Consider the following 13,627-nt stretch of genomic DNA (forward strand, 5'->3'; position numbering starts at 1 on the left):
CCACCAAAATCAATACATGCAGCCCCTAAACGCGCCTCATCATTCATCAAAACAGCAAGACCACTTGCAAAGGGAGTGGCAACCATTGCTTCAACACTCAAATGTGCACGATTAATACAAGTTTCTAAATTACGCAAAGATGCTGTTTCCGCTGTTACCACATGCACATCGACACCAAATGTTTCCCCTGCCATGCCAATAGGATCAGAAATTCCTTTTTCCCCATCCAATACATAAGAAACTGGAACCGAATGCATAACATGACGTTCAGCATCAAAGGCTTTGCGCGAAACATCTGAAAAGGCCATACGCATATCACGCTTGGTGACTTCACGACCATTCAAATGGACCATTCCATTAATCAAAGCGCTTTGTAACCGACTTGAGGAAAAATTCACAATCACTGAATCCACCACCAAACCAGCCATTTTTTCTGCCGCATCAACAGCCAAGCGTATTGATTGCTCTGCTGCAAACATATCCATCACAACACCAGATTTAATACCGCGTGAACGCTGCACTCCAAAGCCCAGAATTTCCGTAGAATGTGTACGACCATGTAAATAGTGCGCATGCTTCAAAGGACGCAAACAAGCAATAAGACAAACAATCTTACTTGAACCGATATCAAGAACCGTTAAATAACGTGTTTTACGTCCCCCCAGATGATGTGATCTGAGCAATGTCATAGGCTTCCTGCCTTTCGCGCTTTTAAAATACGTTCTTCTTCTACTACAGTAGCATTATAACGCTCCAACGTTTCATCTGATAAAGAAACAGTAATCCGATCAGCAAGGCGTAAATCAACACTGAGAATATCGCGAGATAAAAGATCTTGCATTGTACCGGACGAAACAAGAGAAGAAAGCCTTTCAAGCGCACCACTTTCAGGCAACATAACGCGCATTCCGTTATCCAAAACAAGATCCCAACGCCGATCCCCTACCCGCACGAAAGCACGAACACGATTATATATTTCCGGATAAACTAACAGCGCTTGAATAAACACTTTAGCAGCATTTTGCGCCCCCTGCCCAACCACAAGCGGCAAATTCCAAACATTTTTCCCTTTAAAGGGCACAATGACACGACCTGTATAATCAACGATATCGACCAAGCCATCGTGTTGCCAAATGGCATAAGGTTCACGCTCCACGATGGAAATCCGCATTCTATTGGGATAAATTTTCTGAACATTAGCCGATTGCACCCAAGGCTGCTTTTCCAACAGAGAACGCGCTCTTTCAACATCAAAAGTGAATATAGAGGATGCAACATCAAGTTTTAAAATTTTCAAAATATCCTGCTTTGCTAAGCGGTTATTCCCTCTTATATCGACATCTACAACCACAAAACCAATATCTGATATTATCGTTTTTACGATCACACCCATCTGACCACTGGATGACAATCCATAAAAGGCCGTCACCAAGAAAAACCATACAACAGCAAAAGAGCCAAAATGGCGTGGAATATGAATATTGACAAAAACAAACTCAAACATAAACCGAAGAAAACGACGATAAAGACGTGGCAAAGCCGGCACTGAAAGCACCTCCATCGGAATATTCGTTTTATTAATACTCAACGCATGCATGATGCGTCCTCCACTATCCATTGAACAATATCGCCATAAGTACGACCGCTCGCTTTTGCAATATCAGGAAGAAGAGACGTCGATGTCATACCGGGTTGCGTATTAATTTCAAGCCAAACCAATTCTCCTGTTTTCTCATCAAAACGAAAATCAGAACGGCTAACACCTCGACACCCTATCGCCTGATGGGCTGCTAAAGACATTCTTTGCACACTTTGGTAAATATTTAGTGAAAGTTGTGCAGGACAAATGTGAAGAGAACCACCCGTTTTATATTTTGAGTCATAATCGTAGAATGGAAAGTGTTTATCGGGAAGAATTTCACACACATCCAGCACTTCGTTCCCCAAAACAGCACAAGTCAATTCACGACCAGGAATATATTTTTCAATCATTACCTCATCCGCATATCCCCACTCAGCTCCCCCAATATTATGCGGCGGTGCAGCTTCATTTCCTTGAACAATGACAACACCAAAACTTGATCCTTCACACACAGGTTTAATTACATAAGGAGGCTCCATGGGATGTGTTCGACCCAAAGCAAAGCGGCTCATGATACGAGAAGGAGCAACACAAACCCCAACATTTGCAACGATAATTTTTGCACGTCCCTTATCCATTGCCAAAGCAGATGCCATCACGCCAGAATGAGTATAAGGAATTTTTAAATATTCAAGAATCCCTTGAATCCGGCCATCTTCACCAAATGGACCATGCAATGCATTGAAGGCAATATCAGGCTGCAACTGTTCAAGAACAGAAGCAATATGAGCGTCAACATCCACGCGGCTCACGCGATACCCCTGCACCTCTAGAACATCAGCACAAGCCGCCCCTGAAGATAAACTTACAGACCGTTCAGAAGAAAAACCTCCCATTAATACAGCTATATGTTTATCTTTCATAATAAATCACCCTCTTTCGCATACTATATGTAGTCTATATAGAATACATCAGCACCACATACAGGAAAAAACAAAGTTTATCCTTGCGAATCAATAACCTAGCATTTTGCATAATGAATCAGACTCAAAAGCTTGATGCAAGAGATTCTTTGTTAATTTATTGATTCTTAATAGAAATTTTTTATTATCTCTTTGAAATGACTCAATTTTTTATTTTCACTTTTTTAGTGAACAATAAATCAATGAAATGGATCAAAAGGAGGAACACTTCGACCACGCTCAAATTGACCAATACGCTCTATTTCCCATTGTAAAAGGTGGGCTGAATGTGCAAAAACACGTGCACGCACTGTTTCTCCCAATGCTTCAAGATCATATCCTGTTGCTTGCCCTGTATTGATCATAAAATTACAGTGCATTTCGCTCATCTGAGCACCACCAATCCGTAAACCACGACACCCTGCCTCATCAATCACGCGCCACGCAGATATATTCTCAGGATTTCTAAAAGTTGATCCACCGGTCTTTTCACGAATAGGTTGCACTGTTTCCCTATGGAGGGCAACTTCATCCATAGCAGCACGAATATCATCTTTATTACCGGTTTGTCCTTCTAATAAAGCAGCAGTAAAAATAAACCCTTCAGGAATATCACAATGGCGATAGGAATAATGCATATCTTTCAAACTCAAAATATGACGTTTTCCTTTACGATCCAGCGCATAAACCTCAACAACACGTGCTGCGGTTTCAACACCATTTGCACCCGCATTCATTTTGAGTGCCCCTCCAAGACCACCAGGAATACCGTGATAAAAATGAAAACCCGCGATTTCTGCCTTTAAAGCAGCGGTAGCTAAATGTTTATCGGCCGTACCTGCACCAACTAAAAAACGTTTTGGAGAAACTTGTTGCACTTGCCCAAAACCTTTTGGCGAAAGACGAATCACAACACCAGGAACACCCCCATCACGCACCAGCAGATTAGAACCTATTCCTACAATTGTTACAGGAATAAATTCAGGCAAATTTTGAAGGAAAAGAGCTAAATCTTCCTCATCAACAGGCTGATAAAAAAGTTCTGCTAACCCACCAGTGCGAAACCACGTCACCTTACGCATCTCAACGTTAGGTGTAAGCTTGCCTCTTATACCCCCCAACAGTGGTTGCAATTGCGCCAATAACGCCTCACCATCAATGTGCTGAAAATTTATCATGACCATCAAATACCAACAACTGATGAGGCAATGCACACGCCCATTGTGTGATATTGCCAGCACCAAGAAAAACCACATAATCCTCTGCCTGAGCAAATGTTGAGACAAGAGACACAACATCTTCCAGACCATGTATTAAGCGCACATCACGATGACCAGCCATTTTAATATGCTCTACCAATTCTTGAGAACCAAATCCTACAATAGGTTCTTCACCAGCCGCATAAACGGGCGTAATCAACACTGTATCTGCATCATTAAAACAAGCAGCAAAATCATCAAATAAATGATACAAACGCGAATACCGATGGGGTTGTGCAATCGCAATAACACGCCCTTTTGCACTCTCACGTGCAGCACGCAAAACTGCCTTTATTTCAACAGGATGATGTCCATAATCATCAAATATTTCAATGCCACGCCAACTTCCTATTCGCGTAAAACGCCGTTTTACTCCGCCAAATTCTGCTAAGCCCCTTTTTATAGCTTCATTTGAAATGCCAAGTTCATGCGCAATAGCAATCGCCGCCGTTGCATTGGCAACATTATGCTGCCCTGCCATGGGCAAAAGCAAATTTTTTAACTCAATCTTTCTTCCTGTTTTGCGTGAGCGAACAAGAACATCAAAATGCGTTTTTTGACCATCCATCGAAAGATTAAGAAAACGAACATCCGCTTGTGGATTTTTACCATAAGTGATCACCCAACGATCATCAATACGGCCCGCCAATGACTGAACCTCTGGATGATCAAGACACAAAACAGCAAAACCATAAAAAGGAACATTTTCTACGAATTGCCGAAAAGCCTCACGCACAGCATCAAAACTTCCATAATGATCCAAATGCTCAGCGTCAATATTAGTAATAACAGCAATATCAGCAGGCAGCTTTAAAAATGTACCATCACTTTCATCAGCTTCAACAATCATCCAATCGCCATCTCCTGTACGAGAATTCGTACCATAAGCATTAATAATACCGCCATTAATCACCACTGGATCAAAATGACCAGCATCAAGAAGGGCTGCGACCATTGATGTGGTTGTTGTTTTACCATGTGTACCACCCACTGCAATTGCACGCCGAAACCGCATCAGCTCCGCCAGCATTTCTGCACGTCTGACAAGCGGCAAATGTCTTTCCTTTGCAGCAATATACTCAGGATTTGTTTTTTTAACGGCAGTAGAAAAAACAACAACCTCTGCATTCCCTAAGTTTTCAGCACAATGACCTATATGAACGTTAATTCCTTTTTTCCGTAAACGTTCAACATTTGCACTTTCAACTTGATCTGACCCTTGAACTTTATAGCCAAGATTATAAAAAACCTCCGCAATTCCACTCATACCGATCCCCCCGATTCCGATAAAATGGATAACGCCTATATCAAGTGGCATTTTCATTAAAAAGCTCCTCTTTTATATCTGACAACAATCGCCCTGCAATTAAGGATTCAGCCATATCAGCAAGGCAACGGGTTGCATGAGGTTGCCCAACTTTTTTTGCAGCAAGCGCTTGTTTTTTTAATAAATGGGGCGCACAACAAGCGTGCATTAAAAGAGAAGAAAGCTTTTGTGCATTTAAATCTTTTTCTGATACAATTTGCGCACCACCTACACGAGCAAGCAGAGCTGCATTGGCAGCCTGATCATGATCTAAAGCATGGGGATAGGGAACAAGCAAAGCAGGTCTACCAATCACCGCTATCTCACAAACGGATGAAGCCCCAGCGCGCGACAAAATAAAATGAGCATGTGCCATACGTTCAGCCATATCATCAAAGAAAGGAGCAACCTCTGCTTGTACGCCCATATCACGATAGATTTTGATCAACCCTCCTGCTTCACCGCGAACTTGCTGTACAATTCGCAAGCGTTTACGGTTCTTATCATCGAGTAAAGCAATGGCTTCTGGAACAATATGTGAAAAAGCAGAAGCCCCTTGGCTACCACCAAAAATCAAAAAATTAAATGGCGTTTCCCCCTCTGAAGAATGATAAGGAATTTCGGCCGCCTTCAGCACAGCCTCACGGACAGGATTCCCCGTTAAAAGCATTTTATGGGCATAAGCGCCATTTGGCGACAACAAACCACCAGCGATTGCACGCACAAAAATTGCCAACATCCGATTGGCACGCCCCATAACAGCATTTTGTTCATGAATAAATGTCACACGCTTTGTTAAAGCCGCAATAAAAAGAGGAGGAAAGCTCGGATATCCCCCAAATCCTCCAACAAGAACAGGACGTAATTTATAAAACAACGCCAACGATTGCCCCATTCCCCTTAGTAAAGACCAAAACGTCTTTATCAGAGCAAAAGGATGGCGGCGTATAAATGTTGCCGATGAAACGATATGTGTATGCTCTTCATCAAAGCACCGAACAAAAGGGCGTGCTCTTTCATCTGTTATTAAATGAACATCATATCCACGCTCCCTTAATTCAACACCAAGGGACTCAGCAGGAAAAAGATGTCCACCTGTACCACCAGCCACCAAAACAATAACTTTTTTATCATTCATAAGGCGTATCCAAGACAGAAGAGGAAGAAAAAGCTGAAAGGCGTGCTTCTGGCCAACGACGTGTTAAACTGAGCAAAATGCCCATTGAAAACGCAATCGCCACCATCGAAGAACCACCATAAGAAATAAAAGGCAATGTCATGCCTTTTGGAGGAATTAAGTGAAGATTAACGGCCATATTAATAGCTGATTGAAAGCCAATCATCATTGCTATGCCAGTAATACCAAGACGTATAAAGCAATCACGTGTATTCATTGCTATATACAATGAACGCATAACGATAAAACCAAAAAGCATCATAATTAATAAACAAAGAATAATACCATATTCTTCAGCAGCAACGGAAAATACAAAATCTGTATGGCTATCAGGAATAATACGTTTTACTGTTCCCTCCCCAGGACCTTGCCCAAACCAACCACCATTCAAAATAGCCTCACGTCCAACATCTACTTGAAAGGTATCTCCTTCACCTGTCAAAAAACCATTGATACGCTCACGCACATGATACAGAAAAAGATAAGCTAAAACAATTCCTCCAGCACCTAAAATGAGAAAGAGAAAAATAACGGCTAGAGGCACACCAGCAATAAAAAACAAACCACCCCATGTTGCACTTATTAAAAGTGTTTGTCCAATATCAGGCTGCAAAACCAGAAGCACACAACAAATGCCATAAAGTACAATCGCTAACGTATAACCTAGAATTCCCCTCCTGCGTATCTGTTCCGAAAAAAGCCAAGCGGACATAACCACAAAAGCTGGCTTCATAAACTCTGAAGCCTGTACAGAAAAACCAAAGAGCACAATCCACCGCCGTGCTCCCTTTAATTCTGGACCCCAAAATAAGGTTGCAACCATAAGAGCAAGCGTTACAATAAGCAAAAGAGCACATAAACGACGAATATTAGGAATTGAAAAAAAAGAAATGGTCACCATCGTAAAAAATGCTGAAATGCTGAAAATGATATGCCATCGAACAAAATAAAAACTATCAGCAATTCCGATTTTTTTTGCAATCGTGGGGCTGGCAGCAAAAGACAACATAATGCCAATCCCCATTAAAATTAAACAAGCTGCAAAGACAGAGCGGTCAATCGTCCACCACCAATTAGCAATTGGGTCTCTATCTGCGCGCGTAACCATGATATCCGCCTTATCCGTTTTATAAATTGTTTCAAAGTGATATGGTTCCCCGCCTGTTTAACAAACACTTTAAAAACTAAATTACACAAAAAAAGATTCTGGAGTCTTAACGCAAAAATATTTTTTTATAACTGATGCTTTTTATCGTAACTGCATCACAAAAGAGACAAATGCTTCGCCCCGTTCTTCATAATTTTTAAATTGGTCATAACTTGCACAAGCAGGTGACAAAAGAACCGTCACCTCTTTTGCCTTACAACCTATTGCGTCAACAGCTGCTTCACGCACCGCATTTTTCAAAGTTAAGCTCATAGAAAAGGGAAAAGCAGATCCAATAATGCGAGCAAATTCTTCCGCAGCACTCCCAATCAAATAGGCTTTACGAATTTTAGGAAAAAATTCTCTAAGAGACTCTATTCCTCCCTTTTTCGCCTGTCCCCCAACAATCCAAAAAATATCATTAAAGGTGGAAAGAGCAGGAGCTGTTGCATCTGCATTAGTCGCCTTGCTATCATTGATAAACAAAACCGCCCCCATTTTACGCACCTGCTGCATACGATGATCCAACCCTTTATAACTTGCTAAATGCTTTTTTATAGAGGGATCTGTTATTTTTAAAGCCTGCAATGTTGCCAATGCCATAAGAGCATTTTGCGCATTATGACTCCCACGTAACACCGCCATAGGAGCAAGATCTGCAAGCATATGACGCTGTCCTTGACGAACAGAAAAAAGCTTGGTTCCATCTGCATAAAAACCATTTTCAACAAAATGATTCTTGGAAATTGCCTCAATTTGCTTCCCATCATGAAGTAACTGTTGATATAAAACCTGACAAGCTGCATCATCAACTGAAATAAAAGCCTGAGAAGCCTGAGCAATCAGATGCCTTTTGGTTTGCACATAACAGGCAAAACTTCCATGTCGATCAATATGATCAGATGTCAAATTCAATAAAAGTCCAATGGTTGGCTGAAGAGAGGGAGTAAGATCAATTTGAAATGATGAACATTCAATCACATAAATACGTTTTTTAACAAATGGCTTAAGCGTCAATATTGCCTTTCCAATATTTCCCCCCATCTGCACATCATAGCCCATTTTTTCCAATAAATGCGTAAGCAAAGCCGTTGTTGTCGACTTTCCATTCGTCCCCGTAATCGCAATAAACGGAACATCTTGGTCACAAAAACCATAATGCTGTAAAAAATCATGGCGTGCACGAACAAACAATTCAATATCACCAATAATTTCTATATTTTTTTTTCGTGCCTTTTCAACAACCCAATGCGGTTGAGGATAATTTAAAGGAACTCCAGGAGCGAGAATCAATGCAACAAATTCTGACCAGTCCTCATCGTGGAGATCTCTTGTTGGAATATTTTGCCGACAAGCCATCTGCACGCTTGAAGGACTATCATCCCACGCCACCACTTCTGCACCACCACACATTAATGCTTGTGCCGTTGCTAGTCCAGACTGCCCCAATCCAAACAGAGCAACTTTTTGACCTTTATAACACGTAACAGAAATCACATTCTCACCGCAATTTAAGTGTTGAAAGACCTATGAGAGCGAGAACAATCGAAATAATCCAAAAGCGTATCACCACTTGGCTTTCAGTCCAACCTTTTTTCTCAAAATGATGATGTATCGGTGCCATAAGAAACACGCGTTTTCTTGTTAATTTGAAATAACCAACCTGAATAACGACCGAAAAAGCTTCCACAACAAAAAGTCCACCAATAAGAACCAAAACAATTTCGTGCTTCGTAGCAACCGCAACAGTCCCTAAGAGTCCTCCAAGAGCCAACGATCCAGTATCTCCCATAAAAATAGCTGCAGGTGGTGCATTAAACCATAAAAATCCAAGCCCTGCCCCAACAACAGCTCCCAATAAAACAGCCAATTCACCTGTTCCCGATACATAATGGATTTGGAGATAATCAGCAAAATTCATATTACCAGAAAGATAAGCAATCAAAGCAAAAGATAAGGCTGCAACCATCACAGGAACAATAGCAAGCCCATCGAGTCCATCCGTCAAATTAACCGCATTACCCGTCGCGACAATGACGAAAGCAGAAAAAGGAATAAAAAACCAGCCCAAATTGATAAGATAATCTTTCAAAAAAGGCAAAGCTAATCCAGATGAGCCAATTTGCAGAATGGCAAAAGCAGCAATCGCCGCAACACAAAATTCCAAGCTTAACCGTGCTTTCCCAGAAAATCCTTTGTCTGTTTGTTTTGTGACCTTAAGATAATCATCATAAAACCCAATTACCCCAAAAGAAAGCATAACCAATAGCGATACCCAAAAGTAAATATTCGATAAATTACCCCATAAAAATGCCGATACCACAATGCCGATTAAAATCATTAATCCACCCATTGTAGGTGTTCCAGCCTTTTTAAAATGTGTTTGAGGTCCATTAGCACGAATCGGTTGCCCCTTACCTTGCCGCAATTTAAGAGAAGCAATGATGCTAGGTCCAAACAAAAAGACGATAAGCCCCGAAGTAAGCATAGCTGCTATCGTGCGAAAAGTAATATAACGAAAAACATTTACACCCGGAAGCCAATCACTAAGCGAAGAAAAAAACAGCATCATGGAACAAAAAAACCTCTTAAAACTATGAAGAAACTGCTTTATAGCGATCAAGCAATGCAGTCACAATATTTGATGAACAAAGGCTATTGGATGATTTAATCATAAGTAGGTCGCCAGGAGAAATTTCTGCTAAAAGAAGCGGTAAAATTTTCTCAATATTTTCAGCATAATGAACCTTAACACCAGCAGACAAATCACTGACTAAAGATTTCATCGCCTCACCAAATAGAAAAACCGGATTAGCACCGGAAAGACGTATTGGTTTTATTAAATCACGATGAAGCTTTTCACTATACTCCCCTAACTCTAGCATATCCCCTAAAATAGCAATTCGCCGCCCCCCTTTTCCTACAGGTCCTGTAGCAAGAAGCTCAAGTGCAGCACGCATAGAAGCAGGATTTGCATTATAGCTTTCATCAATGAGATAAAATTCACCCCCATTTGATAAAGACAGTCGATAACGAACACCTCGCCCCTTTTGAGAAGAAAAATGGCGAAAAGAAAGAAAAACAGGCTCTAACTCAACCCCCATAGCATCACAAGCAGCAATAACCCCTAAACTATTTTGCACAATATGGCGTCCCGGAGCCCCAATTTGAACCTCCTTATCCCGCGCCCCAATACGCACAATCATAGAAGAACTATCGGTTAGAAGACGTATATCTCGCGCTTGATAATCAGCATCTTTAGTCCCACCAAAGCTTAAGATCTTCTTTACACCGCATTTCTTTGCTTTTTGAACGAGATAAGAAAAAAAATCACTATCCGCATTTAAAATGGCAATGCCTTCTTCATCCAATCCTTCAAAAATTTCAGCTTTTGCCTTTGCTATTTCTTCAAGATCTTTGAAAAATCCCATATGTCCTGCACAAATATGCGTAATGAGAGCAATATGCGGACAAACCAGTTTGACCAGAGGGCGAATTTCATCTCTATGATTCATGCCAATTTCAAAGATACCATAATCACTCTCCATAGGCATCCGCGCTAAAGTGAGTGGAACCCCCCAGCAATTGTTTAAAGAAGCGAGATTCGCATGAACATTCCCAGCCGTTGCAAGTGCTTGTTTCAAAGCTTCTTTTGTCGTCGTTTTTCCCACCGATCCTGTTATCGCGATAATCTTAGCTCTTGAACGTTTGCGTGCAGCTTGTGCAAGTTGTTCTAAGGCTTGCAAAACATCAGGAACGACAATGAGTGGAGCCAATATCTTTTTCATATCCCTCAAACGGTGTTCCGCAACGATAAGAACGCCTGCACCTCGTTCATAAGCTTGCGCAGCAAAATCATGACCATCAAGATGGTGCCCTTTAATGCAGAAAAAAACATCCCCTTCCGCAAGAGTACGACTATCAATGGAAACCCCAGAAAAAGTTTCTGGCAAGCTTCCCATTACAACACCATTAACTGCAGCAACAAGTGCTTGCTTATCCCATAAAGCTGTCATTTCTTTCGGTCCTCTAAAGCTTCTATCGCTTTCAGACGATCTGAAAAAGGATAAGTTGTCTGCCCTATAATTTGGCCATCCTCATGACCTTTTCCAGCAATGATGAGTGTATCACCAGCTTTCAAAAGCTCCACCGCGTAAGAAATAGCTTCACCACGATCTGCTATCTCTATTGCTGTTGGCACCGCCTGTAAAATATCTTTACGTATTTTTTCTGGCATTTCTGTTCGAGGATTATCATCTGTTACAATAACAATGTCCGCTTTATCCGCCGCAATTTTTCCCATCAAAGGTCTTTTTCCTTGATCACGATCTCCTCCACAACCAAAAACAACGATCAAGCGTCCTTGCGTAAAGGGACGAACAGAAAGCAAAACCTGCTCCAAAGCTTCTGGTTTATGAGCATAATCAATATAAACAAGCGCATTATTTTCTGTCTTTCCCACAAACTCTAACCGCCCAGGTGCCCCCTGCAAAGTTTCAAGCGCAGGAAAAACCTTACGAGGTGAAACACCCGTTGCAATGGCTAACCCCGCTGCCATAAGCGCATTGGCTACCTGAAAATCTCCAGCTAAAGGCAAATCAAATGTATAAATATTGTTTTCCACACGACACTCAATACACTGTTTGGAGCGTTGATGTTCGACACGATTAATCGTGATAAATTGCCCCTTACGACCAATTGTCAAGACACGGCGGCGCGCTTGTGTAACAACATCAATAACCTTTTGTGAATAAACATCATCAGCAAAAATCAAAGCAGGAGCAGATACAGGCAAAAGTGTATCAAACAACCTCATTTTAGCCCGCAAATAATCCTCTACCCCCGTGTGATAATCCATGTGATCTCGCCCTAAATTAGTAAAGGCACCAGCCGTTAAACGGACTCCATCAAGTCGTCCTTGATCAAGCCCATGCGAAGAAGCTTCAAGAGCGGCATGCGTCACACCTTCATGAGAAATTTCACAAAGAAGACGGTGCAAGACGACCGGATCAGGTGTTGTGAGAGAACCATAAACATTCCGTTTAGGAGAAACAACACCAACCGTTCCTATACTCGCTGCACAAAATCCAACATGAGTCCAAATTTGCCGAAGAAAAGAGACAACAGATGTTTTACCACTTGTACCAGTCACAGCAACAACTGTTTCCGGCTGAGAACCGTAAAAACGTGCAGCTGCCAACGCTAAACTATGACGAACATTAGAAACACGTAAAATGGGAACAGATAAATCCTCAAGAACAGCATGACAGTCTGTAACGATTGCTCGTGCGCCACGCTTTATCGCGTCATCTATATAGTGTCTTCCATCACTTTTTTTCCCTTGAACAGCAACAAAAACATAGCCCGGCAAAACTTGCCGAGAATCCACACTTATTCCTGTTATTGCTATTGAAGAAAGACTTTCATCTTCAACACATTCTGTAAAAACTGTTCCCAACAACATGATAACGCACCTTTATATTTATTTTACCGTTGTTTAACGAAACTTGAATTGCTCTTTTTACTTAAAAGAGACTCATATTCTTTTTTAAAATCGGGTTTTACACCAAGAAAACTAGCTGTGCGACGAACAATATTAGCAAGCATTGGTCCAGCATTCATCGCCGCTGTTGATGAACGCTGTCCCTCTGCAGGCTTTGGTTCATCGATAATTGTTAAAACAACATAAGCAGGATCATCAATAGGAAAAGCAGCAAGAAAACTATTGAAATTTTTTGTTTTAGAATATTTTCCATTTTCAACTTTCTCAGCTGTTCCTGTCTTACCACCTACACGATAACCTTCTACTTTTGCATTACGTCCAGACCCAATCTCACTATTTAATTGATAAAGGTAACGCATATTTTGACTTGTTTTAGCATGCAAAACCCGTTTTGCATGGTGCAAAGTTTGTTCTTTTGTCCGTTTTAAAAATGTCGGAGCAATTAACCAACCACCATTCATTAAAGCAGCAGCCCCAACAGCTGTTTGCAAGGGAGTTGTTGCCATACCATGCCCAAAAGCAATCGTCATAGATTGGATATCCTTCCAATGATGTGGCACAATAGGATGAGCAACTTCAGGCAACTCTGTTACGAGTCGATCCAGTAGCCCAAGTTTTTGCAAAAAATCACGATGTTTATCAATCCCTATCGCTAATGCTTCTTTAGCAGAACCAATATTGGAAGAATAAA

The 13,627-nt window shown here is 41.3% G+C and carries 12 protein-coding genes; all 12 read right to left on the bottom strand.

The window, feature by feature from the left end; genetic code table 11:
- A partial coding sequence (ftsA, locus tag ACFIO3_RS00705; protein ID WP_375704013.1) for a cell division protein FtsA occupies positions 1-689 on the bottom strand: 689 nt, incomplete at its 3' end.
- Positions 686-1,597, bottom strand: coding sequence for a cell division protein FtsQ/DivIB (locus ACFIO3_RS00710; RefSeq protein WP_375615074.1), 912 nt, complete (start codon positions 1,595-1,597; stop codon positions 686-688). The genes ftsA and ACFIO3_RS00710, both read right to left, overlap by 4 nt.
- A complete protein-coding gene (locus ACFIO3_RS00715) occupies positions 1,585-2,505 on the bottom strand; it encodes a D-alanine--D-alanine ligase (protein WP_375687527.1) in 921 nt (306 codons plus the stop codon). The genes ACFIO3_RS00710 and ACFIO3_RS00715 overlap by 13 nt, the downstream gene beginning before the upstream one ends.
- Before the next feature lie 239 nt (positions 2,506-2,744).
- Positions 2,745-3,722 carry a UDP-N-acetylmuramate dehydrogenase gene (gene murB, locus ACFIO3_RS00720; protein WP_375606970.1) on the bottom strand — a complete coding sequence of 326 codons (978 nt, stop codon included), beginning with the start codon at positions 3,720-3,722 and terminating at the stop codon, positions 2,745-2,747.
- Positions 3,700-5,127: a UDP-N-acetylmuramate--L-alanine ligase gene (gene murC / locus ACFIO3_RS00725; protein WP_375615073.1), complete on the bottom strand. Its 1,428-nt coding sequence runs from the start codon at positions 5,125-5,127 to the stop codon at positions 3,700-3,702. Before murC ends, murB begins: the two co-directional genes overlap by 23 nt.
- Entirely contained in the window at positions 5,111-6,247 is a 1,137-nt protein-coding gene (locus tag ACFIO3_RS00730; protein WP_375704014.1) for a UDP-N-acetylglucosamine--N-acetylmuramyl-(pentapeptide) pyrophosphoryl-undecaprenol N-acetylglucosamine transferase, read from the bottom strand. The genes murC and ACFIO3_RS00730 overlap by 17 nt, the downstream gene beginning before the upstream one ends.
- On the bottom strand, positions 6,240-7,394 hold the full coding sequence (locus ACFIO3_RS00735) for an FtsW/RodA/SpoVE family cell cycle protein (RefSeq protein WP_375606967.1): 1,155 nt from the start codon (positions 7,392-7,394) through the stop codon (positions 6,240-6,242). The genes ACFIO3_RS00730 and ACFIO3_RS00735 overlap by 8 nt, the downstream gene beginning before the upstream one ends.
- A gap of 141 nt (positions 7,395-7,535) precedes the next feature.
- Positions 7,536-8,930 (bottom strand): UDP-N-acetylmuramoyl-L-alanine--D-glutamate ligase, encoded by a 1,395-nt coding sequence (gene murD / locus ACFIO3_RS00740; RefSeq protein WP_375704015.1) that lies wholly within the window; start codon positions 8,928-8,930, stop codon positions 7,536-7,538.
- 4 nt (positions 8,931-8,934) lie between these two features.
- Positions 8,935-10,005, bottom strand: a complete 1,071-nt coding sequence (gene mraY, locus ACFIO3_RS00745) for a phospho-N-acetylmuramoyl-pentapeptide-transferase (protein WP_375704016.1) — start codon at positions 10,003-10,005, stop codon at positions 8,935-8,937.
- A 22-nt stretch (positions 10,006-10,027) separates the two neighbouring features.
- The gene (murF, locus tag ACFIO3_RS00750) at positions 10,028-11,449 is read right to left on the bottom strand and encodes a UDP-N-acetylmuramoyl-tripeptide--D-alanyl-D-alanine ligase (RefSeq protein ID WP_375704017.1); all 1,422 of its coding nucleotides are present in this window, start codon (positions 11,447-11,449) and stop codon (positions 10,028-10,030) included.
- The gene (locus tag ACFIO3_RS00755; RefSeq protein WP_375608230.1) at positions 11,446-12,897 is read right to left on the bottom strand and encodes a UDP-N-acetylmuramoyl-L-alanyl-D-glutamate--2,6-diaminopimelate ligase; all 1,452 of its coding nucleotides are present in this window, start codon (positions 12,895-12,897) and stop codon (positions 11,446-11,448) included. Before ACFIO3_RS00755 ends, murF begins: the two co-directional genes overlap by 4 nt.
- A gap of 23 nt (positions 12,898-12,920) precedes the next feature.
- On the bottom strand, positions 12,921-13,627 hold a 707-nt coding region (locus ACFIO3_RS00760; RefSeq protein ID WP_375704018.1), incomplete at its 5' end, for a penicillin-binding transpeptidase domain-containing protein.

The organism is Bartonella sp. AD328YNZD, assembly GCF_042196425.1.

Coding starts and splice junctions, on each gene's coding strand:
- murB (WP_375606970.1), bottom strand. CDS start 3,722: ATGATAAATTTTCAGCACATTGATGGTGAGGCGTTATTGGCGCAATTG.
- murF (WP_375704017.1), bottom strand. CDS start 11,449: ATGACAGCTTTATGGGATAAGCAAGCACTTGTTGCTGCAGTTAATGGT.
- mraY (WP_375704016.1), bottom strand. CDS start 10,005: ATGATGCTGTTTTTTTCTTCGCTTAGTGATTGGCTTCCGGGTGTAAAT.
- ACFIO3_RS00735 (WP_375606967.1), bottom strand. CDS start 7,394: ATGGTTACGCGCGCAGATAGAGACCCAATTGCTAATTGGTGGTGGACG.
- ACFIO3_RS00755 (WP_375608230.1), bottom strand. CDS start 12,897: ATGTTGTTGGGAACAGTTTTTACAGAATGTGTTGAAGATGAAAGTCTT.
- ACFIO3_RS00710 (WP_375615074.1), bottom strand. CDS start 1,597: ATGCATGCGTTGAGTATTAATAAAACGAATATTCCGATGGAGGTGCTT.
- ACFIO3_RS00715 (WP_375687527.1), bottom strand. CDS start 2,505: ATGAAAGATAAACATATAGCTGTATTAATGGGAGGTTTTTCTTCTGAA.
- ACFIO3_RS00730 (WP_375704014.1), bottom strand. CDS start 6,247: ATGAATGATAAAAAAGTTATTGTTTTGGTGGCTGGTGGTACAGGTGGA.
- murC (WP_375615073.1), bottom strand. CDS start 5,127: ATGAAAATGCCACTTGATATAGGCGTTATCCATTTTATCGGAATCGGG.